Source organism: Azospirillum sp. TSO22-1 (assembly GCF_003116015.1).
In the GTDB taxonomy this organism is placed as follows: domain Bacteria; phylum Pseudomonadota; class Alphaproteobacteria; order Azospirillales; family Azospirillaceae; genus Azospirillum.
On sequence record NZ_LGQZ01000083.1, the window covers coordinates 26,176 to 49,535 of the forward strand.

Here is a 23,360-nt window from a genome sequence, read left to right on the forward strand (position 1 = left end):
CATGAAGCCACGGACGTTCAAGAAGCTCTACGAGTTCACGGACTGCGAAAGCGGCGAGTGCCGGATCAACGTCCTGCCCTTCCTCTACGAGATCAGCCGCATCCTCACCGACAGCGAGGACCTGCCCGGCTCGCTGGGCGTGCTGCTGCGGCTGATGCAGGAGCGCATGCACATCCTGCGCGGCATGGTCAACCTGCACGACCGCGAGACCGGCAGCATCTTCATCCACGAGAGCTTCGGCCTGACCGGGGAGCAGAAGGCGCTCGGCCTCTACGTGCCGGGCGAGGGCATCGTCGGCCGCGTCGTGCAGACCGGCGAGGCCATCGTCGTGCCCCGGCTGGGCGACGAGCCGGCCTTCCTCAACCGCACCGGCAGCCGGCGCGAGGGGCCGGACATGGACCTCTCCTTCCTGTGCGTGCCGATCCTGCACGGACGGCGGGTGCTGGGCACCATCACGGCGGAGCGCGCCTACGCCAACCGCCGACTGCTCCAGCAGGACGCCGAGCTGCTGGCGACCATCGCCGCGATGATCGCCCCGGCGGTCGGGCTGTACCTGATGGAGAACATCGACAAGGTCCGGCTGGAGGCGGAGAACCAGCGCCTGACCAGCGCGCTGAAGGCGAAGTTCCGGCCCTCCAACATCATCGGCTCCTCCAAGCCGATGCAGGAGGTCTTCGACCTCATCCAGAAGGTGGCGGGCACCAAGGCGACGGTGCTGGTGCTGGGCGAGAGCGGCGTCGGCAAGGAGCTGATCGCCAACGCCATCCACTACCAGAGCCCGTGGGCGGACGGCCCCTTCGTCAAGTTCAACTGCGCCTCGCTGCCCGAGACCATCGTCGAGAGCGAGCTGTTCGGCCACGAGAAGGGTTCCTTCACCGGCGCCCAAGCGCAGCGCAAGGGCCGCTTCGAGCTGGCCGACGGCGGCACCGTGTTCCTCGACGAGGTGGGCGAGCTGACGCTGCCGGTGCAGGCCAAGCTGCTGCGCGTGCTGCAGGAGAAGACCTTCGAGCGGGTCGGCGGCGCGAAGCCGGTAAAGGTCGACCTGCGGGTCATCGCCGCGACCAACCGCGACCTGCGCGACATGGTGGAGAAGGGCACCTTCCGCGAGGATCTCTACTACCGACTGAACGTCTTCCCGCTGACGGTGCCGCCGCTGCGCGACCGCGGCAGCGACGTGGTGACGCTGGCCGATCACTTCGCCGCGGAGTTCTCGCACGAGGCCGGCAAGCCGGTGAAGCGCATCTCGACGCCGGCGCTCAACATGCTGATGAGCTATCACTGGCCGGGCAACGTGCGCGAGTTGGAGAACGTCATCGAACGCGCCGTCATCCTCTCCGACGACGAGGTCATCCACGGCTACAACCTGCCGCCGTCGCTGCAGACCTCGGTGGAGACCGGGACGGCCTTCGGCTGCGGGCTGGAGGCGAAGCTGCAGGCGGTCGAATACGAGATGATCGTCGAGGCCCTGAAGACCCACAAGGGCAACATGACCGAGGCCGCCAGGGAGCTGACCCTGACGCGGCGCATGCTGGGGCTGCGGATGGAGAAGTACGGGATCAGCTACAAGACCTTCCGCAAGGGGTGATCCCGGCGGGCGGCCTTTTCAACGATGCTGGAGGATGAGGATGGACAAGCTGGCGCGCCGGATCACCCCATTGACCATTCTGCCCGACATCGGGGCGATGGCGCAGCAGTACCGGGACCTCGGTTTCGAAGCCGTCGAGACGGGCGAACCGGACTGTGTCGGCATGCTCGCCGGCGAGACCGGCGTCATCCTCGCCACGGTCGACCACATGGCCGCCGACTTCGGGGCGGCGGCGGTCGCCCCGCTCGCCGGGCGGACCATTCCCTACATCTACGTGCGCTCCGTCGCCGAGGCGGCGGCAGGCTTTACGCCCCCGGCCTCCGTTCTGGCCCAGGTCACGACGCGCGGTGGAACCTTCGAAGCGCTCATCGAGCGGGAGGGCCAGCACTTCATTCTGGCCGAGAAGCGCTGATGCGACCTGGATAGGGCGGTGAACTCCGACGGTGGGAAAGGAGTGCATCGATGAGGACGGGAGCGCCGTCGTGAAGGGGCTGGCCGGGATCGCCCTGTGCGCGCTGACGTCGCTGCTGCCGTTTCGCGTCGCGCACGCGGATGGACACCGTCTGCAAGGACACTGGCGAACCGACTGCCTGCCGATGGGAGCCGGCGGCCGCCACGGCGCCATCACGACGGTGACCTTCCGGGGCGACGAGATCCGCGCCGTGCTGGTGATGCACACCGGGGCCGGCTGCGAACTCCCGAGCGTCACCGCCGAATACACGGGGCGCTTCCGGATCGTGGGCGAGCCGGAGGGCGCACTGGCCATCGATCATGTCGTCTCCTCCCTGACCATGACCGTCGGACGGGCCGACGTCGCCGAACATTACAACCGCGGCCGGAGGTGACGGTTGCGGCTTCAGCGCGTGGCAGGCCGGGGTGGCGGTCGATGTCGCCGGACGGCACTGCCGGCCGGTGTCTTTTCCCTATCGTGGGGCAACCCTCTACGACCGCATTGAGATGAGCGGCGACGGCCTGTCTTTCGGCAGCCTGCCGATGTCCTGGACCAACGCGGTACCGACGCTCCGGCCGGCGGTGTCGAACGCCATCCGCTTCCACAGGGTGACTCCGTTCCCGGAGTGATCGCCGGGCGCGGGTGGGCGGACTTTCATCCCCCGTGCTCAGCCAGCAGATACGGCACGTAGGTCTGATCCTCGCCGAGGATGTGGCTGGTCAGCCAGTGGCCGAGGAAGCGGTGCAGTTCGTTTCCGAGCCCGGGCGTAAAGGCGACCATCCGGCGCTGCAGATCGCGGGTCTCCTCCAGCAGGGTGCGGTGGACGCGGCGGTGCTCCTCCAGGTCCGGATAGCCGGCGCGCGCCAGCAACTCCTCCTCCCGCGCGAAGTGGACGGCGGCGTAGCCGACCAGTTCATCCAGCACGAACTCCACCGCGGTGCGGTCGCCCTGGTTGTCGGGGTCGGCGATCTGGTTGACCAGCGCCAGCAGCATGCGGTGGTCGCCGTCGATGACCGGAATGCCGGTCTCCATCTCGGCCGTCCACTCGATGGTGCGGGCGGCGGCGCGCGCCTCCACCACCTCCAGCAGCGCCTCGACGACGGCAGGGTCGAAGTGCCGGCCGGCCTGCCCGCGCATGTGGGCGAGCACGCGTTCGGACGGCCACGGCGCCTTGTAGGGGCGGCGCGAGGACAGCGCGTCGTACACGTCGGCCGCCGCAACGATGCGCGCCGCCAGCGGGATCGCCTCGCCGGCCAGCCCGGCGGGATAGCCGGTGCCGTCCCAGCGCTCGTGGTGGTGCGCGGCGATGATGGCGGCGTGGCGGAACTGCGCGCTCCCGGCCAGCATGGCGTTGGCCTTGTGCAGGATCGCCGCCCCCGCGGCGGCGTGCGTCTCCATGACAACGCGCTCCCCGGCGGTCAGCGGCCCGGGCTTCAGCAGGACGGCGTCGGGAATGCTGACCTTGCCGACATCGTGCAGGATGCTGGCGACGCCGACGTAGCGCAGGAACTCGTCGTTGATCTCGCCGGGGCAGCGCCCCCTCGTCCACAGCCGGCGGGCGATCTCATGGGTCAGGCGGGCGACGCGCAGGACGTGCTTCCCCGTCTCGTTGTCGCGGTGCTCGGCGAGGTCGGCCAGCGCCACCAGCGCGATCTTCTGCGACCGTTCGGCCCTGCGCGCGTCGCGGCGCTGCGCCGTCACGTCCTAGGCGGACAGCACCCAGCCGCCGCCCTGCACCGGCATCAGGGCGAAGGCGGCAACGACGCCGGTCGGGCCGGCGAAGTCGTGGAACACCCCCGGCGGCCCGCCGACCCGCGGCAGCCCGAGGAAGGCGGTAACGGCGCCCACCCCCTCGAACCGCCAGCGGTCGGCGGGATCCACCAAGCTCGCCCAGAGGTCGCGGAAGCGCTGGTTGGCGTGCGCCAGACGGCCGGCCGGCCCGTAGACGGCGGTCGGATGGGCCAGCGCATCGATCAGGGCGGGCGGCAGCGCCGCCGCCTCGGTCATGCCGCCGCACGCTGGACGAGTTCGATCCGGTAGCCGTCCGGATCCTCGACGAAGGCGACGATGTGGTCGCCGTGCTTCTGCGGCTTGGGCGGGCGCGGCACCGGCACGCCCTCGGCGGCCAGCCGGTCGCACAGCGCGGTGATGCCGGTCACGCCGATGGCGATGTGGCCGAATGCCGAGCCGTGGCTGTACGGCTCCTCCTGCGTCCAGTTGGCCACCAGCTCGACGACCATCGACGCCGATGCTAGCGGGTCGTCGCCCTCCGCGCCGTAGCCGAGGTAGGCCTGGGTGAACTGGTTCTTCTTGTGCTCGCGCTGCTGCAGCACGCGCATGCCCAGAAGGCGCGTGTAGAAGTCGAGCGAGCGCTCCATGTCGCTGACCCGCAGCATGGCGTGCAGCAGCCGGAAGTTCGTGGCGGTCATCGTCCGCTCCTTGCCGTGTGTCCTGTCCCGTCGTGGAGCAACCGCCATGCCAGGGCCTCCGCGGCGGCGTTCCGGGCCGGGCCGGCGATGGCGCGCACGGAAACGAACGATCTCATCCCGCCCGTCCCCCGGTTCGTACCGATCCGAACGAACCCGCCTCCCCGGGTTTCGGCCCTCCACACCGGCGAAACCAGCGATTCCAAGGCGAAATGCGGAGTGGCACGGACCATGCATTTACCTGGACATTCAGCCGCCCCGCCAAATGGACGGCGACCACCGCTCAAGCACAAAACCCGCCACCGTGAGGAGCCCCTCCCCATGCCCATGGTCCTGCTGAAATGCGACAAGGACATTCCCGAACGGGAAAAGCACATCTACTTGAAGGCGCCGGACGAGGACACGCGTGACTTCCTGCCGCTGTCGAACGCGGCGACGATTCCCGGCACCCTGTCGGAGCGCGGCTGCGCGTTCTGCGGCGCCAAGTTGGTCATCGGAGGCGTCCTCAAGGACACCATCCAGATGATCCACGGCCCCTTGGGCTGCGCCTACGACACTTGGCACACCAAGCGCTACCCCTCCGACAACGGCCACTTCCAGATGAAGTACGTCTGGTCGACCGACATGAAGGAGAGCCACATCGTCTTCGGCGGCGAGAAGCGGCTCGAAAAGAGCATGCACGAAGCCTTCGACGCCATGCCCGACGTCAAGCGCATGATCGTCTACACCACCTGCCCGACGGCGCTGATCGGCGACGACATCAAGGCGGTGGCGAAGAAGGTGATGGCGGCGCGCCCAGACGTCGACATCTTCACCGTCGAGTGCCCCGGCTTCTCCGGCGTCAGCCAGTCGAAGGGCCACCACGTCCTCAACATCGGCTGGGTCAACGAGAAGGTCGGCACCGTCGAGCCGGAGATCACCTCCGAGTACACCATCAACTTCATCGGCGACTACAACATCCAGGGCGACACCCAGCTCCTGCAGCAGTACTGGGACAAGCTGGGCATCCAGGTGATCGCGCACTTCACCGGCAACGCCAACTACGACGACCTGCGCGGCATGCACCGCGCCAAGCTGAACGTGGTGAACTGCGCCCGCTCGGCCGGCTACATCGCCAACGAGCTGAAGAAGCAGTACGGCATCCCGCGCCTGGACATCGATTCCTGGGGCTTCAACTACATGGCCGAAGGCATCCGCAAGATCTGCGCCTTCTTCGGCATCGAGGAGAAGGGCGAGGCGCTGATCGCCGAGGAATACGCCAAGTGGAAGCCCAAGCTCGACTGGTACAAGGAGCGCCTGAAGGGCACCAAGATGGCGATCTGGACCGGCGGCCCGCGGCTGTGGCACTGGACCAAGTCGGTCGAGGACGACCTCGGCGTGCAGGTCGTCGCGATGTCCTCGAAGTTCGGCCATGAGGAGGACTTCGAGAAGGTGATCGCCCGCGGCCAGGAGGGCACCTACTATATCGACGACGGCAACGAGCTGGAGTTCTTCGAGATCATCGACCTCGTCAAGCCGGACGTCATCTTCACCGGCCCGCGCGTCGGCGAGCTGGTGAAGAAGCTGCACATCCCCTACGTCAACGGCCACGCCTACCACAACGGCCCGTACATGGGGTTCGAGGGCTTCGTGAACCTCGCCCGCGACATGCACAACGCGGTGCACAACCCGCTGCTCAAGCTCGCCGCCACCGACATCCGCGGCACCACCACCCCCGCCCAGTTCAAGGAGGCCGCGGAATGACCAGCGAAGCCAAGGTCGACCAGCTCTACGGCTACGTGCAGAAGCGCTGCCTGTGGCAGTTCTTCTCGCGCTCGTGGGACCGCCAGGAGAACATCGACGGCGTGCTGGGCATCGCCGCCGACCTGCTGACCGGCAAGGAGCTGACGCTGGAGACGCCGCAGCAGCGCCTGTTCTACGCCGACGCCAAGATCATGGTGCGCGACTTCAAGGAGCGCTTCCCCTGGATCGACGAGGCCGGGCCGGCGCAGGTCCGCGACATGCTGAACGGGCTCAAGGCGCGGCTGGTGGACATCGCCATCACCGGCTCCAAGAACCGCGAACTGCACCACTCCCTCTATTGACCGGTCTCGGAAAGGTATTAGCCATGGGTTGCGAAATCACAGCGAAGGACCGGGCCGGGATCATCAACCCGATGTTCGACTGCCAGCCGGCCGGCGCGCAGTACGCGGGCATCGGCGTGAAGGACAGCATTCCGCTGGTCCACGGCGGCCAGGGCTGCAGCATGTTCGTGCGCCTGCTGTTCGCCCAGCACTTCAAGGAGAACTTCGACATCGCCTCGACCTCGCTGCACGAGGAATCGGCGGTGTTCGGCGGCAACAAGCGCATCGAGGAAGGCGTCGAGGTTCTCGCCCGCCGCTACCCGAACCTGCGCATGATCCAGATCATCACCACCTGCTCGACCGAGGTGATCGGCGACGACGTCGAGGGCTCGATCAACGTCTGCAACCGCAAGCTCAAGGAGATCTTCCCCGACCGCAAGATCCACCTCGTCCCGGTCCATACGCCGAGCTTCAAGGGCAGCCACGTCAGCGGCTACGACGAGTGCGTCAAGGCCATGGTCAAGACGCTGGCCACCCACAAGGCCAAGCCGAACGGCAAGCTCAACGTCTTCCCCGGCTGGGTGAACCCCGGCGACGTGGCGCTGCTCAAGTCCTACCTGAAGGAGATGGGCATCGACGCCACGGTGCTGATGGACACCGAGGACTTCGACAGCCCGATGATGCCCGACAAGAGCATCCAGACGCACGGGCTGACCACCGTCGAGGACCTCGCCGGCACGCCCAACGCGGTGGGTTCCATCGCGCTGGCCCGCTACGAGGGTGGCAGCGCCGCGGAGTACCTGCGCGACGAGTTCGAGGTGCCCTGCGTCGTCGGCCCGACGCCGTACGGCATCGCCAACACCGACGCCATGCTGCAGAACATCAGCCGCCTGACCGGCAAGCCGATCCCGGAATCGCTGGTGCGCGAACGCGGCATTGCCCTGGATGCCCTCCAGGACCTGGCGCACATGTTCTTTGCCGACAAGAAGGTCGCCATCTTCGGCCACGCCGACCTGGTGATCGGGCTGGCGGAGTTCTGCCGCGAGGTGCAGCTGAAGCCGGTGCTCCTCCTGCTCGGCGACGACAACAGCAAGTACAAGAAGGACCCGCGCATCCTCGCGCTGAAGAACTCCGTGGACCACGACATGGAGGTCGTCTGCAACGCCGACCTCTGGGAGCTGGAGCGCCGCATCCGCGACAAGGAGATCGAGCTGGACCTGATCATGGGCCACTCGAAGGGGCGCTACATCGCCATCGACGCCAACATCCCGATGGTGCGCGTCGGCTTCCCGAGCTTCGACCGGGCCGGCCTCTACCGCAAGCCGACCATCGGCTACAAGGGCGCCATGGAGCTGGGCGAGTCCATCGCCAACGCCCTCTTCACGCACATGGAATACACCAGGGACCGCGAGTGGATCCTCAACACCTGGTAGCCGCCTGACGGCCCGGCCGACCTCCCCGCAGGCCGGCCGGGCTCCCTTTCTCACACCCGAACACCACCCTCACCCAGGGGCGTTCCGTGTCGATCCTGCTCCCCGAACACCGCCAGATCGAGCTGTACACGAAGAAGAAGGTTCTCGCCGTCGTCGAGGATCCCGAGGGCGAGTTGGCCGCCGCCGGGGAGATCATCGAGGGCCTGGCCCGCACCTTCACCACCCTCGACGCCGCGCTGGGCGATCCCGTCGATCCCGCCGATCCGATGGCCGGCTGGAGGAAGTACCTGGCGCTGCCGCGCAAATCCGGCGTCGACAAGCTGACCGCCGAGATCTACCGGACGCTGCGCATCTTTCAGGTCGCCACCGCGCACCCGACCGGGCGGATCGATTCCCGCAACGGGCTGGCCAAGGCGTCCTCCACCGTCGATCAGACGGCATTGTCGATCCGCGTCACGCGGGCCGGCCGGGGGCTCCTCGACGCTGCGGTCGCCTACCGGCTCGCCGCCGACACCCAGGTCTACCCCGAGGCCTACGTCGAGGCGATGCTGTGCCGCTACTGGGCCGACATCGTTGCCGAGATCCGCTGGTACTACGACGAGGACCGCGTGCTGTTCCAGTTCCGCGATGAATACCGGATGAACCGGCACTTCCGCTTCGACTGCGACAACCCACGCTTCTCGATCGGCGGCGGCAAGCTGCATTTTTCCATCGGCGAGAAGTACGCCGACCCTGCGCGCTATCCCATCGACTTCTTCGTCATCGAGGACGGGCTCTTGCACATCGTCCCCGTCGAGGCGCTGACCGGGTCCGCCATCGCGCTCGACCGGCTGCCGCGCTGGCGCGCCCGCGTCGCCGACGGCGTGACCCTGCCCGCCGCCTTCCGCCCGCGCTTCACCCGCGAGGAGATGACCCCCGGCCTGCCGATGACCTGACGGTCCCCCTCCCACCGGCCTTCCCAACGGAGCCTTCCATGAGCGACATCGGTCACATCAAGATCGCCCTGACCACCAACAGCCTGACGGACGTCGACGCCGACTTCGCCAGCGCCCGCCAGATGGTCTTTTACGACGTCAGCTACGACAGCGCCGAGTTCCTCGACGCCGTGCAGTTCGGCCCCGGCAAAGCGGCCGGAGGCAAGGGACCGGGCGGCGGCGCCGGCTGCTCGGGCCCCGGCACCGAGGAGGCGGGCGACCTGACCGACCAGAAGATCGGCGCGCTGGCCGGCTGCGCCGTGCTGTTCACCCGCCGGCTGTCCGACTTCGCCGCGGTGCGCGTGCGCGACGCCAAGGTCTTCCCGGTCAAGATGGAAACGCCGCGCGAGGTCGGCGCGGTCATTGAGCAGCTCCAGGCGATGATGAACCGCAACCCGCCGCTCTGGCTGCGCAAGGCGCTGGGCTACGGCGTCCGCAACAACGCCTTCCTGGTCGAGAAGGAAGCCTGACCCGGAAACCGGCGAGATGGAGCGCGCGATGGGCGAGCAGGTGTTGAGAAGTCTCCCGATCCAGCCGGCCGGGACCCCGCTGGTGGATCTGGACGGCGTGACTGTCCGGCGCGGCGGCGCGGTCGTGCTGCGCGACCTGTCGCTCCGCATCCGTCGGGGTCGGGTCACCGCGCTGGTCGGCCGCTCGGGCGTCGGCAAGACGACGCTGCTCGGCGTGCTCAACGGGTTGATCCGCCCGGTGGCGGGCACGGTGACGGTCGCCGGCGTCGGCGTGCTGGACGATCCGGCGGCGCTGGCCCGGCACCGGGAACGCACCGCCACGGTGTTCCAGGACCACGCCCTGATCGACCGGCTGAGCGCGCTGGACAACGTGCTGCTCGGCCTCGCCGACACCCGCCACCCGCTGTCGCCCCTGCCCTGGCCCGCGGCCCAGCGCCGCCAAGCGGCGGAGGCGCTGGACGCCGTCGGGCTGCTGGCGCACGCCGGCACGCGGACCGCGCACCTCAGCGGCGGCGAGCGCCAGCGCGTCGGCATCGCCCGCGCCCTGGTCCGCCACCCCGACCTGCTGCTCGGCGACGAGCCGTTCGCCTCGGTGGACCCCGCTCTGGTCGCCCACCTCGGCCGCACCGTCCGCCGCGCCGTGGAATCGCGCGGCATCACCGTGGTGCTGGTGCTGCACCAGATCGAGACGGCAGTGGCGCTCGCCGACCACATCGTCGGGCTGGCCGACGGGCGCGTCGTCTACGACGGCCCGGCGGGCGGGTTCGACACCGCCGCCCGCGCCGCCGTGTTCGGCGCCCGCCCGACGCTCGTGGATTGAGGGGTACGCCATGACCGCCGTTACCGCCCCCCCTTCCCTGCTCGACACGGTCGTCGCCGACGGCCGGCGCCGCTTCCGGCGCGGCGTGCTGCTCACCGCGCTCGGCATCGCGGCGGTGCTGGCGGCGTTCCTCTACACCGGCGGCCTGTCGCCGGAACGCTACCGCGGCACGCTCACCACCATCCTCACCCTGATCGGCGACTCCCTGCCGCCGGACTTCTCCCGCTGGCGCGGCTGGGGCTGGCCGCTGCTGGAGACCATGGCGATGAGCGTGGCCGGCACCGCGCTGGGCGCCGTTGCCGGGCTGGTGCTCGGCGCGCTGGCCGCCCGGACCGTGGTTCCGGGCTGGGTCGCCGGGCCGGTGCGGCTGCTGCTCAACACCGCGCGCTCAATCCCCGGTCTGGTGTGGGGGGTGCTGTTCGTCGCCGCGGTCGGCTTCGGGCCGCTGCCCGGCGTCTTCGCGCTGGCCGGCCATTCCACCGGCGTGCTCGGCAAGCTCTACGCCGAGATCATCGAGCACGTCGATCCCGCCCCCGGCCGGGCGCTGCTCAGCCACGGCGTGTCGCGGCTGGGCGTGCTGCGCTTCAGCCTGTGGCCGCAGATCCTGCCGCGCGTGGTGGACGTCACGCTGTACCGGTGGGAGCACAACGTCCGTTCCGCCACCACGCTCGGCGTCGTCGGGGCCGGTGGCCTCGGGCTGGAGGTGGTCACCGCCTTCCACCTGTTCGAGTACCGCGAGGCGTTCGCGCTGATCCTCGTCATCCTGGCGCTGGTGACCGCCATCAACGTCGCGGGAGCGCGCCTGCGCGCCCGCTTCCTCGGCGACGGAGCCGGCGCATGAACGGCATGAGCCTCGCCATCCGCGACGCCGGCGCGCCGGACGGCATGGGGGGCACGCCGCCGCTGGTCCCCTGGCTGCGCCCCGGCGTGGTGATGCACGACCCGGCCTTCCCGGTGGACGAGCTGCTGGCCGGCTTCGCGGCGGAGATCGGCCGGCGCGGCTTTTCGGTGAAGGGCTTCGTGCAGCGGAACAACGACCATGGGCGGGGCTGCGCGTCACGGATCGAGCTGCTGGACGTGGCGAACGGCCACGTCGTTGGCATCGATCGAGCCGTCGCCTCCCTGCAGCGGATCCTGGTGGGCGACGCCGATCTCGTGGTGGTCGGCCGCTTCGCCGCCTTCGAGCGGGCGGCCTGCGCCCTTGGCGGCGCCATGCGGGAAGGGATTTCCGCCGGACTGCCGGTGCTCACCTCGGTGGCCGCCAAGTGCATGGGGCGCTGGCACGGCTTCGCCGGCTGCGACGGCGCGCTGCTCACCCCCGACCCGGGCAGCCTGTGGCGCTGGTGGGGGCCGGACCGGCTCTACCGCGATCTGGCCCAGGGCGTGGAGGATGGCGAGGTCCGGCGCATCGTCATCGGCCCGCACTGGCTGCTGGTGCAGGGCGACCGGGGGGTGGGACTCGCCCATCTGCCGCGCGGCGCCCAGCACCTCCTCGCCCGTCTCAAGGCCTACCGCCGCGCCGGGCTGCGCGGGTTGGCCGGGCTGATCGGCTCCTGGGACCCGGTGGAGCGGGCGCTCGCCGTCGCCGCCATCGGGGCCGACGCGAACCGGCCGGACCTCGCCGCCGCCGCCGGCAACGGCACTGATATCTACCAGGGAGCGGCCGGCCGCGTCGTGGTGGTCGGCGGCTTCCCCGGCCTGGCCGACCGGCTGCCGAACGCCCAGGTGATCGAGACCAATCCGCGCCCCGGCGAATTGCCGGCGGCGGCGGCGGACTGCCTGCTGCCGGGCTGCGCGGCGGCGATCCTCACGGCCGCCAGTCTGGTCAACCGCACCCTGCCGCACATGCTGACGCTCGCCGCCGGGGCGCGGGTCGCGCTGGTCGGCCCGGCGACGCCGCTGACGCCGCGCCTGCACGTCTACGGCATCGAGACCCTGTCCGGCTTCATCGTCCGCGACGCGGACGGGATCGCCAGAGCCATCGCGGCCGGCGCCCGGCCAAAGGACTTCAGCGCGTTCGGACGCTTCGTCCACATGCGAGCCCCCTCCACCCCATGATCGGGAGATCCGCGACCATGCTCACCTGTTTGAAACGCACCCTGCGGCTGGCCGTCCTGCTGGGCGCCGGCGCCCTGTCCCTGGCAACGGCAGCCTCGGCGCAGGGGCGGCCCGACAAGCTGGTCATCGGGCTGCTGCCGGGGGAATCGGCGCCGACCGTCATGCGGCAGAACGAGCCGCTGCGCGCCTATCTGGAAAAGACGCTCGGGCTGCCCGTCGAGCTTCAGGTGGGCGCCAACTACGCGGCGACCGGCGAAGCGCTGCGCTTCGGCCGCCTCGACATCGCCTACCTCGGGCCGGTGACCTACATCCTCCAGGGCCGCCACGCCACGCTGGAGCCGTTCGCCCGGCCGTCGCACGAGCAGGTCGGCCCGACCTTCCAGGCGGTGGTGATCGTGCCGGCCGACAGCTCGGCCCGGACGCTGGCCGACCTGCGCGGCCGGGAGGTCGCCTTCGGCGATCCGGCCTCGACGTCGGGAACCTGGGTGCCGCGCTATATGTTCGCCGCCGCCGGGCTGGTGTCGGAGCGCGACTACACGCTGCGCGTCCTCGGCGCCCACGACGCCGTGGCGCTGGCGGTGGCCAACCGACGGGCCGACGCCGGCGGGCTGTCGCTGCCGATCTACCAGCGGCTGCTGAAGGAGGGCAAGCTCGACCCTGCGAAGGTTCGCGTCCTGGCCCACTCCCCGGCGATCCCCGAGTACATGTGGACGTTCCGCCAGGGGCTCGATCCGGCGGTCAAGGAGACGATCCGCAAGGCCTTCGTTGGTCTGACCGACCCGGAAGCACTGGGCGTGTTCCGCGCCGAGGCGTTCATCCCCGCGGTGGATTCCGACGTCGACCGCGTCCGGCTGTGGATCGAGACCATCACCCGCGACCGCCCGCTGGCGGCCTCCATCGTCAGGTAGCGCGGCGCCGATGCCGGAGGGCAATTCTCTCCGGCATTCCCGCACCCACGATTGCTGGACCACCTCTGGCAATCATGGGTGCGGGAAACAAGGCGGTGCCCGGTGGTACCCGGTGCTGCACGACGCGACGAGACACCCCGGAAATCACATGTGAACGCTGAAGTTTCCATGCGGAGCCTGAGCAGTCAGGCGCTGGAACTCGGCGCCGTCCATGTGGACCAGAGTCTCGTGGTCGCCGGCCTCGAAGTAGATGTCGGGCTGGCCGGCGAGGCTGTCGTCGACGATCATGTCCATGCCGTAGGCCGCCCCCATCACCGGCACCGAGCCGTGGGCGCAGTCGCGGAACAGCGCCTGCATCTCCTGCTCGGGCGCCAGGAGCAGATGGCGGTTGGTGCGGGCTTCCAGATCGGCCATGCGGATGTGGTGGGTGGCCGGCAGCACGGCCAGCAGGTAGCCGATCTCGTCCTTCAGGACCACCCCCTTGGCGAGGCAGCCGCCGGGGATGTGGCAGGCCTCGGCCGTGCGCAGGGACGACACCGTGGGCGCGTGCCGCACCAGGTCGTAGTGCACGGTGTTGTGGTCGAGGAACTGTTCCATCGTGATCGCGATGCCCATGGCGTGACCTCCCCAAACAGGAACTGAGCCGGTGGATCGGCTCCGTGACTCTAGGCCGGTTCGGGAAGGCGCGGAAGGACGCGTCAGTGGAGGGTCACCAGTTCGGTCACCACGTTGGCGCCGCTGCGCGCCAACTCCTCGGCGCGGACCACGAAGTCCATCCGGCCGGAAAAGCCGCCGCGCTCGGCCACCGTGTGGATCCAGGCCGGCGCGGTGCCCAGGCCGATGAGGCGCGCGATCATCTCGTTGGTGGTGCGCAGCGACAGCGCCCCGCTGCGCTCGTCACGCGGGGCGTGCACCATGAAGGTGGCGCCCGCCTCGGCCCGGCGCGGGAAGCCGGCCATGTAGACGCCGAAGCACATGCTCTCGCACGAGGCTGCGGCGCGCACCTGGGTGGTGATGCTGCGGCCGGCGGAGCGGGCGCGCAGCATGGCGTCCACCATGGCGAAGCCCGCCTTCACGTAGCCGCCGGGGCTGTCCAGCTCGACCACCACCGGGCGCGAGGCCGGGGTGGCGTCCAGCGCCTCGATGAAGTCGGCGGCGACGTCCGGGGTGATGACGCCGCTGACGCGGAGCATCGTACGGTCGGCCTCCAGGGAGTGGCGGACCGTGCCCTCCATCTCCGCCGCCTGTCCGGCGCACGGCAGCGAGGCCAGCAGGATGATGGCGGAGAGCAGGTGGCGCATCGGGAACCCCCTTGGTTGGATCGTGGGAGGATCCTAGGGGGATGCCCGTGCCGCGGCTGTGCAGCGGCCCACACTCAGGACGTGTTGCGCGAACGGAGCACGCGCGGAAGGGCGAAGTAACGCCTTTGACGGCTCGGGGCGCGGCCTCGGCCCGGTGTACTATGCGGCGTCTCATACGCTGCCGGAGGCCGCCATGACCGGGGTGCGGATCGCGTTCGACAAGGAACTCGTCCTGGCCGGGCATTTCCTGCTCAAGCACCTGGAGCGCGAGGAGCTGAAGCGGCTGGCCGCCAGCGCCCGGCTGTCGCACCATCCGAAGAACGCCACCATCTTCCAGAAGGGCGACCCCGGCGACAGCATGATGGCGGTGATCCGCGGCCGGGTGAAGATCTGCTCGCATTCGCTGGACGGCAAGGAACTGGTGCTGAGCATCGTCAACAAGGGCGGCGTGTTCGGTGAGATCGCGCTGCTGGACGGCGAGCCGCGCACGGCGGACGCGGTAGCGCTGGAGGAGACCGACCTGCTGGTGCTCGACCGCTCGCAGATCGTGCCGCTGCTGAACGGGCGGCCGGACGTGGCGTTCCGCATCATCGGCGTGCTGTGCAAGCGCCTGCGCGCCACCAGCGAGCACCTGGAGGACACGCTGTTCCTCGAGGCGTCCTCGCGCTTCGCCCGCGCGTTGAAACGGCTCGGCGCCGCCTTCGGCAAACCGGGGGCGGACGGGGTGAAGCTGGACATCAAGCTGTCGCAACAGCAGCTGGGCTGCCTCGTCGGCGTGTCGCGCGAGAGCGTGAACAAGCTGCTGAACGAGTGGCAGCGCGCCGGGGTGATCCAGATGACCAGCGGCTACATCACCATACTCGACGCCAGCGCGCTTGAAGAACTGTCGGAAACCTGCGACTGAGTGTGGCCCAGCCCACAGCCGGCCGTGGCGCCGGGCGGTAGCCTTCTCCCCGTGACGTCGATCGCCGACCGAGGGAGACCACGATGATCCGCCCGTTCCTTCTGCCCGCCGCCGCCCTGCTGCTCACCGCCGGTTCGGCCGCCGCGCAGGACATGGGCGGCATCGGCTTCGCCCCCGGCGGCCCGTCGGCCGCCAACCTGGCGCAGGCCTTCGCCCAGCCGGCCCGCCTGCCGGTCTTCGCCAACCCGCAGAAGCGCGGCGCTCCTCCGGGCGCCATGGTCACCAACCCGGCGGTCAGCCGCTCCTCGATGCACCAGCAGTCGATCACCAAGATCCGCGGCGACGCGGGCCTCCTGGCCGGCTTCGACAAGGGGCAGGCATTGGCCCCGAGCCGTCAGCCGCCGCCGCCGCAGATCGTACCGAACTTCACCTTCATCGACGCGCCGTTCATCGTGAACAACGTCAACAGCGCGCTGAACTTCACCGTCGGCGACGGCAACGTCAGCGAGCAGGGCATGGCGCAGGCCCAGACCGGCACTCCGTCGGTCCCCACCCCGCCGCCCGCGCCCACGGCCGTGCAGCAGCCGAAGGTGCCGACCGGGCCGAAACCCGACCCGCTGATGAGCAACCTGGGGCCGCTGCCGCACCTGCCCTATGCCATGCAGAACGGCGGCGTGACCTTCAACAACGTCAACAGCGCCACCAACATGGCGGTGGGCGTGGGCAACACCGCGGTGCAGAAGGTGCGGATGGTGCAGAAGTGAGGCGCGTGAAAACGCCCCCCCGCCGTGGGCGAGGGGGCGTCAATTCAAGTCCCGGGCCACCCGGAACCCATGGTTTATGTACCGCACGTCCACGTCGTAGAAGTTCCGCGCGGTGTCGGTGATCTCCGCCACGCTGTTGCGCCAGGAACCACCGCGCAGCACGCGCTTGCGGCAGCTGCCCTGGAGCCACGCGCTGCCGTCGTTGGGCGCGCCGGCGTAATCCTTGTTCCAGCAATCGGCCACCCACTCCGCCACGCCGCCGTTCATGTCGTGCAGGCCGAAGGGGTTCGGCTTGAAGCTGCCGACCGCAGCCGGGGTCAGGTGCTCGTAGGCGCCGCCGCAATTCTGGCAATTGGCGTTGGTCGCGACCTCGCCGCTCCACCAGAACGGGCCGGTGGTGCCGGCGCGCGCCGCGTACTCCCACTCCGCCTCGTTGGGCAGGCGGTAGCGCTGGCCGGTCTTCTGGCTGAGCCACTTCACGTAGGCCTGCGCGTCGTCCCAGTGGATGTTGTAGACCGGCGTGCTTTCGGTGGCGTTGGTCATCCGCGGCATGTCGGGGCAGCCGCCGCCCTGCACGCAGGCGCGCCACTCGCCGACCGTCACCTCGTAGGCGCCCAGCGCGAAGGGCTTGGCGATGGTGACGCGGTGCACCGGACGCTCCGAACTGTCGCCCCGGTCGCTGCCCATCATGAAGCCGCCCGCCGGCACCCGCACCATCACCGGGCAGCCGGGGCAGTCGAAGAAGCTGTTGCCCGGCCCGTGCGTGCGCGCCGCCCCGTTCGGTGTGCTGGCCGGCGGAGGCGGCGCGGCGGCCGCTACCTGCTGTGGCGGCGGGTCCGGTGTCGGGGTGGGTGGCGGGGCGGGCGGCGGAGCAAAAGCCGCGGCCTTCGGCGCGGGCGGCGGCTCGTGCTTCAAAAGGGAGGCGGCGACAAAGCCCTGCGTGCCGTCCTCCAGCGTCACCTGGACCCAGGCGCCGCCGGGCACCCTGCCCTGCACCTGGACGGCGGACCCGCGCCCGGCGCGGCCGACGCGGGCGGCGCTGTTCGACGGCGTGGCGCGCAGCACCGCGTCGCCGGCCATGGTGTAGCGGCCGGGCTCCATGGGGTCGAGCTTCGGCGCGCCCAGCGCCGCGACCTCGGTGCGGGCGGACGGTGGCGGCTCCCTGGGCGGCTCGGCCGCGCCGGACGAGCCGGAAACCGCCGTGTCAGGTTTCTGGGCCATCTCCGGCGCCTTCGCGCCGGGCGCGGTCTCGCCCTGCTGCTTGCGCGGGCCGAGCTTCTCCAGTTGCTGGCGGGCCAGCGCGGCGTAGCCGCTGTTGCCGAACAGACGCAGGAAGGAGTCGTAGTCGGCGTGGTCGGTGCTGGTCTGGATGCGCTTCCAGACCGTCTCGTCCATGTCGGCGACCGGGACGCTGCCCGGCTCGACCACCTCGACCGCGACCTTGGCGGTGGCGGTGCCGCCCTTGCCGTCGTCGGCGGTGTAGCCGAAGGCGCCGGCCGTGCCGGGCGGCGTGCGCTCGGGGTCGAAGACCAGGCCGGTCAGCGCTTCGATGCTCAGCTTGTCACCGACCTTCACCGTGGCGGCTCCGTTCTTCACCTTGCCGCGCTCGGGAACCGCGGTGACGGTGATGGTCAGCGGGTCGCCGTCGGGGTCGACCGGCGCCTCGATCCGCATCGGGTTGGGCGTGGCCTTCAGCGTGCGCTCGGCGACCAGGGCCGGGGGCTGGTTGCTCGGCTTGATGGTGATCGGCACGGAGCCACGGACGTTGGCGCCGTGGCCGTCCATCACCGTGAACTCGAAGGCGCCGGCCTCGCCGCGGAAGCTGGCGTCCGGCTTGAAGCTGGTGGCGGCCAACTGGTCCACCGTCAGATAGTCGCCGATCAGCACGCTGCGCTCGCCGATGCCGACCGTGCCGCCCTTGGGCAGGCCGGTGACGCGGGCGAACAGCTGGTCGTCGTCGGGGTCGGTCGGTCGGGGAATGCGCAACGGCTCGGCCGGCGCCTTGTCGAGCACGGTGAGCGGCTTCAGCTCGGCGATCACCGGCGGGCGGTTCGGCGGGCGCGGGTTGAAGTAGAACGGCGTGGCGCCCAGCGAGCCGTAGATGAACGGATCCTGCCGGCCGTCGGTGGCCTCCTTCACCGTGTCGCGCACGTTGCGGAAGAACAGGCTCAGCTCCAGCCCCGGCGTCTGCAGGTGCTTGAGCAGTGCTGCGGTGTACGGGCTGTGGTCGCCGGAGCCGTCCTCGGCAAGCTGGTCGGCGCGGGTCGCCATGGCGACCAGGGTGTCGCTGGGCGTGTCGTCCACCCGACCGAAGCCCGGCTGCGCCTGGATGCGGGTGGAGCCGGTGCGGGTCAGCCGGTCGACGAACGGGTTGTTGCGGCAGGCGTCGAGAATGAGGATGCCGAGCTTGCGCGCCTGCCCCAGCTCGCCCAGCGGCAGGTTCAGCGGGATCGCCTCGTAGACGAGGTCACGTTCGCGCTCCAGCTGGGCGTCGGAGGGCAGCAGGTAGTTGACGCCGGCCACCTGGATGCCGTGCCCGGCGTAGTACAGCACCGCCACGTCGGCCTGCGAGGCGCGAATGCCGAACTGCCGCAGCGTCGTGGCGAAACCGCGGGCATCGAGGTCGTAGGCCTCATCGACCGTAAATTCGAGCTTGCGCAGCGCCTCGCCGATGGACTGGGCGTCGTTGCGGGGGTTCACCAACTCGGGCGCCGACTGGTACTTGCTGACGCCGATGACCAGCGCGATGCGCTTCTCCGGGCCCGTGGATGGAGCGCCCTTGCCGCCCGCCGCCATGGCCGCGCCGGCTGCCACGAGCAGCACCGCCAGGACAAGGAGGCACCGTCCGCATCGTCCGATCATATCCGCCTCCGTGCGCGAGGAGACCCGCCGGGCCGTTTCCAGCGCCGATCGATCGGCTTTACGGAAAAAGCAACCGATGAATCGAAAAGAGCTGTGGAGCGGTGGCTGGACGCAAGAAACGTATCGAGATGCGCGGGACGTGCCAAGCCGTTCCTTCAGTCTAACCCCTATAACAGCGGCCACGCACCTTCCGAGGGATTAGCTCTTTTTCTTTTCAGGCGGATTCTCACAACGTTCTGGCGAAGAATAACCCGGCTCCGCATCATCGACGACCAGCCAGATGCGCACGGTCTTCGTCTTGCCCTTCAGCGCCACCTCGCCGACGGGCAGCACCGCCACGCCGTCGCGCACCGCTTGGTACGTCGGGTCGCCGATGATGATCTTGCAATGGCGGGAGGACCGGGCGTCCACCGTCTTGCCGTGCGCCTCCAGCCGCGCCGCGGTGTTCGCGGTGTCACCGAGCAGGGAATATTCGGTGTGGCGCAGCCCGCCCAGGCTGCCGGCGACCACCGGGCCGGTGTGCAGGCCGATGCGGATGCCCACCGCCGGCAGCCCCTCCGCCTGCCACTGGCGGTTCAGCGTCACCAGCTCGCGGCCCATCTGGAGGGCGCACTGCACGGCGCGTTCGGCGTCGGCGTCGATCTGCGCCTGGGTGGTGCGGGCGACCGGGGCGCCGAACACCGCCAGCACCGCGTCGCCGACGAAGCGCAGCACGACGCCGTCGTGCGCGGTGACGATGCGCACCATGGCGTCCAGGTAGCCCTCCAACCAGCGGATCAGCGGCTCCGGCTCCAGCGCCTCGCAGATGGTGGTGAAGCCCTCGATGTCGGAGAACAGAACCGTCGCCGTCAACTGCTGCGGGCGCGGGCGGTTGCCGGCCATGAAGGTGGCGCGCTCGCGCCAGATCTCTTCGGCCACCGGCTGCGAGACGTGGTTGGCGAACAGCTGCATCAGCACCCGGCGGTCGGCGCGCTCGCGCAGGGAGAGATGCGCCGTCATCGCCGCGATGCCGACCAGCCACGCCACCGACGGCGCCATCAGCGGCACCAGCGGCCCGCCCGCGGCGTACAGCGCCGTGCCGCCGGCCCAGGCGCCGGCGAGGATCAGCACGCTCGCCCCGGCCAGCAGCCACAGCGGCCACCCGGCCATGGCGAGCCCGACGCCGGCCGCGCTCATCGCCGCCACCAGCGCGACCTCGCCGCCGAGCGGCAGGCGCGGGCTGACCCGGCCGTCGAGCATCTGGGCGAGGATGTGCGCCTCGATCTCGACGCCGGGGGTGGAGGAGCTGGCCAGCGACAGCGGCGTGCGGTGCTGGTCGATGCCGGCCAGCGCGGTGCCGATCAGCACCACCTTCCCGGCCAGCCAGTCCCTGGGCAGCACCGGAACGGCTTCCACCGAATAGACCGGGAAGGGGGGCGTGGATGGGTTGGGGCGGCCGTGCCAGTCGATGCGGAACGGCTCGTCCGGCACCGCGCCGCCGCCGAGCAGCGCCAGCTGCGCCGGCAGGCTGGGCGTGCCGTCGGAGCCGTAGGGGACGTGCCAGCGCACGGTGGCGTCCAGCGGGTCCTTGGCGAGGTTGGCATGGCCACGGCGCAGTTCACCGGTAAAGGAGTCCAGGAAGGCGCGCTGCTGGTCGGTCAGCGGCGTGTGGTTCAGCGCGGTGATCGCCACCACCGGCACCGGGGAATCGCGCATTGCGGTGTGCAGACGCTCGTCCAACTCGGGAAAGGTCGGTTGGTCGAACAGGATGTCGATGCCGATGGCGCGCACCCGGGCGGCGGCGAGATGTTCGACCAGCCCCGCCAGGAAGCCGCGGTCGACCGGCGAGCGGCAGGCCAGCGTGGCGAAGCTGTCCTCGCCCAGCACCACCAGGGCAACGCCGGGGTGCTGCGCCTCGGGCGGGCTGGCGTGGGCGATCAGCAGGTCGCCGAAGGTCTCGTCGGCCGAGCGCAGCGGCGGCACCAGCCGCGTCATCGCCAACGACAACGCCGCCGTGCCGAGGATGATGGCCGCCACCAGCCATGCCCCGGCCCGGCCGCGCCCCCGCGGGTCCGGAGCCTCGTCCGGAACGGGTGGCGCGGCCGGCCGTGGGTGGGCTGCTGGTCCGCCGTCCATGCGTGGCGCTCGCCTCCCCCTCAGCGGATCCGGACGACGACCTGCGAGGACGCCAGGTCGGCGTCGCGCAGCCGCGACAGCGTGCGGTCGAGCGCCGCCACCGTGGCGTCGTCCAATGGCCGGAACGCCTCGCTGCGGCCCGGCAGCTCGGCGTCCAGATCGCGGCTGGAGGCGACGCACCGCACCTCGGCGTCACCGGGGGAGTCGGCGGCCCGCAGCGGCAGGGTGCGGGGCGCGCTGCCCTCCACCGCGGCGCTGGCCGACCCGGCCGGGAAGACCGGGATCAGTTGGGCGCGGGCGTTGCGCAGCCAGCAATAGACGTGCGCGTCACGGTTGGTCTGCAGCAGCAGCCGGACGTCCTCCCCGGTCCGGACGCTGGTCCGTTCCGCAGACAGGTAGAGGTCGAGCGGCACCGTGGCGTCGCGCAGCGACGACAGCACGAGGCCGGCCTGACTGGTGCAGCCAGCCGCCGCCATGCGCACCGCCAGCGCGGCGCTGCCGCCCGCCGCGGCGTCGACTTGCCGGAAGCGCAGCGTGCGCGGAGCGCCGCCGGCGCCGCTGACGCGGATCTCGGTGCCGTCGGACAGCGCCAGCTCGCGCGGCCAGGGAACGGCGGCGCCGGCCCAGGTCACGTTGGCGCTGACGCCGCGGCCGACGTCCTGCAGCACGATGGGTTCGGGATTCGCCTGCGTGGGCCGGCGCAGCGCCGGCGGGCTGCCGGCCTTGACGCAGTAGGTGCCGGACACCGCGGGGTCGATGGTGAAGGCGCGCTCCACCGCCTTGTCCAGCGGGTTGCCCAGCGTGCGGGCGGCGCCGAGGTCGCTCTGCACGAAGCGGTCGTTCGCCTTGACGCTGGATCCGGCGCGCGCGTCGCGCTCCGGCGCCTTGTCGAGGTCGCCCTCGTAGGGGCCACGCACACGGACGGTGCGGCCGCTGGAGAACAGGAAAACGGCGCTGGCGCCGTCCGGCACCTGCACGGCGCTGCCGTCGGACACCACTTGCCCGAGCTTGTAGGCGGGGGCGGTGGAGGCGACCACCACCGCCTCGGCGCGGGCGGCGGTGGCGCAACCCAGCGCCACGGCGGCGATGGCAGTGGCGGAAAGCAGGCGGATCAGGACGGCGTCCAGCGGCGGCGCGTGGGCGGACCGGACGGCCGGTCGGCGGTGATGAACAGGCATGATCGGCACCTCTTGGCGTTGGGGACGGCCGGCGGCCGTCGGTGCCCTCGAGTTTAAGCTGCGAATAAAGTGGGTGCTGTGAGACGGACGACAGTTCCCTTGAACGGCACGCCCCGTTTTTCTTTATCCGTCATTCCCGCGAAAGCGGGAATCCAGGGAACGTCGCCGCGTTGAAGCTTCGCCCCATGCACTGGATCCCCGCTTTCGCGGGGATGACGGACAAGGACGGGAATGAACGACGCAAGGGCCCGGCCGTCGAACCGGACCCTCACATCACCATATCCCCCGTTCTCACTCATGCGGCGCCAGCAGGCAAGTGGTGCGCGACTGCGTGAGCAGTGTGACCGGCCCGTCCGAGCCGCCGAGCCGACGCAGCCGCATCCCGTTCACCTGGTTGGCAATGCTCAGCGAGGTGACCGCCAGTTCGGTCTCGTCGATGATCTTGCGGCCGTCCTGCCAGCACTGCACCCGCACCTTCTTGTCCGACGGAGCGACCGCCTGGCCGCCGCTGGTCGGTCCGGTGGCTTTGCCGTCCTTGCGTTTGTCCACCGTGGCGCCAGCCTCGCCGGCCGCCAGCAGGCCCAGCGCGGCGACGGCGAGGATCCAGCGTCTCATGGCGCTCCCCTCCCCGCTCAGCGCGCCGGCTTGAATTCGACGCGCCGGTTGCGGCCGTCGTAGGGGTCGGCGGCGATCGGCTCGGACGGGCCCTTGCCGTCCACGGCGATGCGCTGCGGATCGACGCCGTGCACGCGCACCAGGTACTCGCCCACCGAGATCGCCCGGCGCTGCGAAAGCGTCTGGTTGTAGGCGAGGGTACCGACCGCGTCGGTGTGGCCCTCGACCACCAGCTTCAGCGACGGATCCTCCTTCATCAGGCCACCGACGGCGTCGATGTAGGAGCGGGACTCCGTCGGGATCTCGGCCGAGTTGAAGGCGAAGTTGATGCGGAAGCCGAAGGCCTGGGGCTGCTCCGCGGGGTTGGGCATGGCCGCGGCCGGGGCGGCGGCGGGGGTGGCGGCGACCTGCGGGGCGGGCTGCGGCGCCGGGC

At 70.4% G+C, this 23,360-nt stretch carries 25 protein-coding genes; 15 read left to right on the forward strand and 10 right to left on the reverse strand.

From position 1 onward, the window contains the following. Nucleotide 1: 1 nt before the first annotated feature. The 4 genes from TSO221_RS21970 (at nucleotide 2) to TSO221_RS36850 (ending at nucleotide 2,665) form a co-directional block, all read left to right on the forward strand. Nucleotides 2–1,585: a sigma 54-interacting transcriptional regulator gene (locus TSO221_RS21970; protein ID WP_247878182.1), complete on the forward strand. Its 1,584-nt coding sequence runs from the start codon at nucleotides 2–4 to the stop codon at nucleotides 1,583–1,585. Nucleotides 1,586–1,625: 40 nt separating this feature from the next. After that, a complete protein-coding gene (locus TSO221_RS21975) occupies nucleotides 1,626–1,997 on the forward strand; it encodes a hypothetical protein (RefSeq protein WP_109120662.1) in 372 nt (123 codons plus the stop codon). 70 nt (nucleotides 1,998–2,067) lie between these two features. Beyond that, nucleotides 2,068–2,430: a hypothetical protein gene (locus TSO221_RS21980; RefSeq protein ID WP_146208871.1), complete on the forward strand. Its 363-nt coding sequence runs from the start codon at nucleotides 2,068–2,070 to the stop codon at nucleotides 2,428–2,430. A gap of 112 nt (nucleotides 2,431–2,542) precedes the next feature. After that, the gene (locus tag TSO221_RS36850) at nucleotides 2,543–2,665 is read left to right on the forward strand and encodes a hypothetical protein (RefSeq protein WP_282187814.1); all 123 of its coding nucleotides are present in this window, start codon (nucleotides 2,543–2,545) and stop codon (nucleotides 2,663–2,665) included. A 25-nt stretch (nucleotides 2,666–2,690) separates the two neighbouring features. Here TSO221_RS36850 and TSO221_RS21985 read toward each other — a convergent pair whose 3' ends face one another. From TSO221_RS21985 to gloA, 3 genes are read right to left on the reverse strand one after another with little or no spacing between them, the layout of a single operon-like run. Beyond that, on the reverse strand, nucleotides 2,691–3,737 hold the full coding sequence (locus TSO221_RS21985; RefSeq protein ID WP_109120664.1) for a bacteriohemerythrin: 1,047 nt from the start codon (nucleotides 3,735–3,737) through the stop codon (nucleotides 2,691–2,693). A gap of 3 nt (nucleotides 3,738–3,740) precedes the next feature. After that, complete coding sequence (locus tag TSO221_RS21990; protein WP_109120665.1) at nucleotides 3,741–4,043, reverse strand: hypothetical protein; 303 nt, start codon at nucleotides 4,041–4,043, stop codon at nucleotides 3,741–3,743. Next, on the reverse strand, nucleotides 4,040–4,465 hold the full coding sequence (gloA, locus tag TSO221_RS21995; protein ID WP_109120666.1) for a lactoylglutathione lyase: 426 nt from the start codon (nucleotides 4,463–4,465) through the stop codon (nucleotides 4,040–4,042). Before gloA ends, TSO221_RS21990 begins: the two co-directional genes overlap by 4 nt. 318 nt (nucleotides 4,466–4,783) lie before the next feature. Here gloA and vnfD point away from each other — a divergent pair, with 318 nt between their 5' ends. From vnfD to phnD, 9 genes are all read left to right on the forward strand, one after another. Then, nucleotides 4,784–6,205 (forward strand): nitrogenase vanadium-iron protein, alpha chain, encoded by a 1,422-nt coding sequence (gene vnfD / locus TSO221_RS22000; RefSeq protein WP_109120667.1) that lies wholly within the window; start codon nucleotides 4,784–4,786, stop codon nucleotides 6,203–6,205. Beyond that, entirely contained in the window at nucleotides 6,202–6,546 is a 345-nt protein-coding gene (gene vnfG, locus TSO221_RS22005) for a V-containing nitrogenase subunit delta (protein ID WP_109120668.1), read from the forward strand. Before vnfD ends, vnfG begins: the two co-directional genes overlap by 4 nt. Before the next feature lie 23 nt (nucleotides 6,547–6,569). Continuing rightward, nucleotides 6,570–7,958: a V-containing nitrogenase subunit beta gene (gene vnfK, locus TSO221_RS22010; protein ID WP_109120669.1), complete on the forward strand. Its 1,389-nt coding sequence runs from the start codon at nucleotides 6,570–6,572 to the stop codon at nucleotides 7,956–7,958. Between the two features lie 86 nt (nucleotides 7,959–8,044). Then, nucleotides 8,045–8,893, forward strand: coding sequence for a hypothetical protein (locus tag TSO221_RS22015; RefSeq protein ID WP_109120670.1), 849 nt, complete (start codon nucleotides 8,045–8,047; stop codon nucleotides 8,891–8,893). 38 nt (nucleotides 8,894–8,931) lie between these two features. Beyond that, on the forward strand, nucleotides 8,932–9,402 hold the full coding sequence (locus TSO221_RS22020; RefSeq protein ID WP_109120671.1) for a NifB/NifX family molybdenum-iron cluster-binding protein: 471 nt from the start codon (nucleotides 8,932–8,934) through the stop codon (nucleotides 9,400–9,402). A 16-nt stretch (nucleotides 9,403–9,418) separates the two neighbouring features. After that, the gene (locus TSO221_RS22025) at nucleotides 9,419–10,222 is read left to right on the forward strand and encodes an ATP-binding cassette domain-containing protein (protein WP_247878183.1); all 804 of its coding nucleotides are present in this window, start codon (nucleotides 9,419–9,421) and stop codon (nucleotides 10,220–10,222) included. Nucleotides 10,223–10,232: 10 nt separating this feature from the next. Next, the gene (gene phnE, locus TSO221_RS22030) at nucleotides 10,233–11,063 is read left to right on the forward strand and encodes a phosphonate ABC transporter, permease protein PhnE (RefSeq protein WP_109120672.1); all 831 of its coding nucleotides are present in this window, start codon (nucleotides 10,233–10,235) and stop codon (nucleotides 11,061–11,063) included. Next, nucleotides 11,060–12,280 carry a DUF364 domain-containing protein gene (locus tag TSO221_RS22035; protein WP_109120673.1) on the forward strand — a complete coding sequence of 407 codons (1,221 nt, stop codon included), beginning with the start codon at nucleotides 11,060–11,062 and terminating at the stop codon, nucleotides 12,278–12,280. Before phnE ends, TSO221_RS22035 begins: the two co-directional genes overlap by 4 nt. A gap of 17 nt (nucleotides 12,281–12,297) precedes the next feature. After that, nucleotides 12,298–13,188 (forward strand): phosphate/phosphite/phosphonate ABC transporter substrate-binding protein, encoded by an 891-nt coding sequence (gene phnD, locus TSO221_RS22040; protein WP_109120674.1) that lies wholly within the window; start codon nucleotides 12,298–12,300, stop codon nucleotides 13,186–13,188. Between the two features lie 144 nt (nucleotides 13,189–13,332). On the opposite strand, the gene TSO221_RS22045 is transcribed toward phnD, so the two are convergent. Together TSO221_RS22045 and TSO221_RS22050 are read right to left on the reverse strand one after the other, a co-directional pair. Beyond that, nucleotides 13,333–13,803 carry a YbaK/EbsC family protein gene (locus tag TSO221_RS22045; protein WP_109120675.1) on the reverse strand — a complete coding sequence of 157 codons (471 nt, stop codon included), beginning with the start codon at nucleotides 13,801–13,803 and terminating at the stop codon, nucleotides 13,333–13,335. 83 nt (nucleotides 13,804–13,886) lie between these two features. Then, the gene (locus tag TSO221_RS22050; RefSeq protein ID WP_109120676.1) at nucleotides 13,887–14,489 is read right to left on the reverse strand and encodes an ATP-dependent Clp protease proteolytic subunit; all 603 of its coding nucleotides are present in this window, start codon (nucleotides 14,487–14,489) and stop codon (nucleotides 13,887–13,889) included. A 193-nt stretch (nucleotides 14,490–14,682) separates the two neighbouring features. On the opposite strand from TSO221_RS22050, the gene TSO221_RS22055 reads away from it, so the two are divergent. Next, nucleotides 14,683–15,393 (forward strand): Crp/Fnr family transcriptional regulator, encoded by a 711-nt coding sequence (locus TSO221_RS22055; protein WP_109120677.1) that lies wholly within the window; start codon nucleotides 14,683–14,685, stop codon nucleotides 15,391–15,393. A gap of 83 nt (nucleotides 15,394–15,476) precedes the next feature. Then, nucleotides 15,477–16,157, forward strand: coding sequence for a hypothetical protein (locus TSO221_RS22060; protein ID WP_109120678.1), 681 nt, complete (start codon nucleotides 15,477–15,479; stop codon nucleotides 16,155–16,157). Between the two features lie 39 nt (nucleotides 16,158–16,196). Here the strand turns inward: TSO221_RS22060 and TSO221_RS22065 are convergent, their stop codons facing one another. From TSO221_RS22065 to TSO221_RS22085, 5 genes are all read right to left on the reverse strand, one after another. Next, nucleotides 16,197–19,019 carry an SUMF1/EgtB/PvdO family nonheme iron enzyme gene (locus TSO221_RS22065; RefSeq protein ID WP_109120679.1) on the reverse strand — a complete coding sequence of 941 codons (2,823 nt, stop codon included), beginning with the start codon at nucleotides 19,017–19,019 and terminating at the stop codon, nucleotides 16,197–16,199. Between the two features lie 198 nt (nucleotides 19,020–19,217). Continuing rightward, on the reverse strand, nucleotides 19,218–21,035 hold the full coding sequence (locus tag TSO221_RS22070; protein ID WP_158284170.1) for an adenylate/guanylate cyclase domain-containing protein: 1,818 nt from the start codon (nucleotides 21,033–21,035) through the stop codon (nucleotides 19,218–19,220). A 119-nt stretch (nucleotides 21,036–21,154) separates the two neighbouring features. Continuing rightward, on the reverse strand, nucleotides 21,155–22,312 hold the full coding sequence (locus TSO221_RS22075) for a DUF4384 domain-containing protein (protein WP_109120681.1): 1,158 nt from the start codon (nucleotides 22,310–22,312) through the stop codon (nucleotides 21,155–21,157). 291 nt (nucleotides 22,313–22,603) lie between these two features. Then, nucleotides 22,604–22,927, reverse strand: coding sequence for a hypothetical protein (locus tag TSO221_RS22080; protein ID WP_109120682.1), 324 nt, complete (start codon nucleotides 22,925–22,927; stop codon nucleotides 22,604–22,606). A 17-nt stretch (nucleotides 22,928–22,944) separates the two neighbouring features. Beyond that, nucleotides 22,945–23,360, reverse strand: a 416-nt coding sequence (locus tag TSO221_RS22085; protein ID WP_146208872.1) for an OmpA family protein, incomplete at its 5' end; no start/stop codon positions are given.

What these genes read in the sequence shown, in the direction of transcription:
- TSO221_RS21970 (WP_247878182.1), top strand. Translation starts at nt 2, where the DNA reads ATGAAGCCACGGACGTTCAAGAAGCTCTACGAGTTCACGGACTGCGAA.
- TSO221_RS21975 (WP_109120662.1), top strand. Translation starts at nt 1,626, where the DNA reads ATGGACAAGCTGGCGCGCCGGATCACCCCATTGACCATTCTGCCCGAC.
- TSO221_RS36850 (WP_282187814.1), top strand. Translation starts at nt 2,543, where the DNA reads ATGAGCGGCGACGGCCTGTCTTTCGGCAGCCTGCCGATGTCCTGGACC.
- TSO221_RS21990 (WP_109120665.1), bottom strand. Translation starts at nt 4,043, where the DNA reads ATGACCGAGGCGGCGGCGCTGCCGCCCGCCCTGATCGATGCGCTGGCC.
- gloA (WP_109120666.1), bottom strand. Translation starts at nt 4,465, where the DNA reads ATGACCGCCACGAACTTCCGGCTGCTGCACGCCATGCTGCGGGTCAGC.
- vnfD (WP_109120667.1), top strand. Translation starts at nt 4,784, where the DNA reads ATGCCCATGGTCCTGCTGAAATGCGACAAGGACATTCCCGAACGGGAA.
- vnfG (WP_109120668.1), top strand. Translation starts at nt 6,202, where the DNA reads ATGACCAGCGAAGCCAAGGTCGACCAGCTCTACGGCTACGTGCAGAAG.
- vnfK (WP_109120669.1), top strand. Translation starts at nt 6,570, where the DNA reads ATGGGTTGCGAAATCACAGCGAAGGACCGGGCCGGGATCATCAACCCG.
- TSO221_RS22020 (WP_109120671.1), top strand. Translation starts at nt 8,932, where the DNA reads ATGAGCGACATCGGTCACATCAAGATCGCCCTGACCACCAACAGCCTG.
- TSO221_RS22025 (WP_247878183.1), top strand. Translation starts at nt 9,419, where the DNA reads ATGGAGCGCGCGATGGGCGAGCAGGTGTTGAGAAGTCTCCCGATCCAG.
- phnE (WP_109120672.1), top strand. Translation starts at nt 10,233, where the DNA reads ATGACCGCCGTTACCGCCCCCCCTTCCCTGCTCGACACGGTCGTCGCC.
- TSO221_RS22035 (WP_109120673.1), top strand. Translation starts at nt 11,060, where the DNA reads ATGAACGGCATGAGCCTCGCCATCCGCGACGCCGGCGCGCCGGACGGC.
- phnD (WP_109120674.1), top strand. Translation starts at nt 12,298, where the DNA reads ATGCTCACCTGTTTGAAACGCACCCTGCGGCTGGCCGTCCTGCTGGGC.
- TSO221_RS22045 (WP_109120675.1), bottom strand. Translation starts at nt 13,803, where the DNA reads ATGGGCATCGCGATCACGATGGAACAGTTCCTCGACCACAACACCGTG.
- TSO221_RS22050 (WP_109120676.1), bottom strand. Translation starts at nt 14,489, where the DNA reads ATGCGCCACCTGCTCTCCGCCATCATCCTGCTGGCCTCGCTGCCGTGC.
- TSO221_RS22055 (WP_109120677.1), top strand. Translation starts at nt 14,683, where the DNA reads ATGACCGGGGTGCGGATCGCGTTCGACAAGGAACTCGTCCTGGCCGGG.
- TSO221_RS22060 (WP_109120678.1), top strand. Translation starts at nt 15,477, where the DNA reads ATGATCCGCCCGTTCCTTCTGCCCGCCGCCGCCCTGCTGCTCACCGCC.
- TSO221_RS22065 (WP_109120679.1), bottom strand. Translation starts at nt 19,019, where the DNA reads ATGATCGGACGATGCGGACGGTGCCTCCTTGTCCTGGCGGTGCTGCTC.
- TSO221_RS22075 (WP_109120681.1), bottom strand. Translation starts at nt 22,312, where the DNA reads ATGCCTGTTCATCACCGCCGACCGGCCGTCCGGTCCGCCCACGCGCCG.
- TSO221_RS22080 (WP_109120682.1), bottom strand. Translation starts at nt 22,927, where the DNA reads ATGAGACGCTGGATCCTCGCCGTCGCCGCGCTGGGCCTGCTGGCGGCC.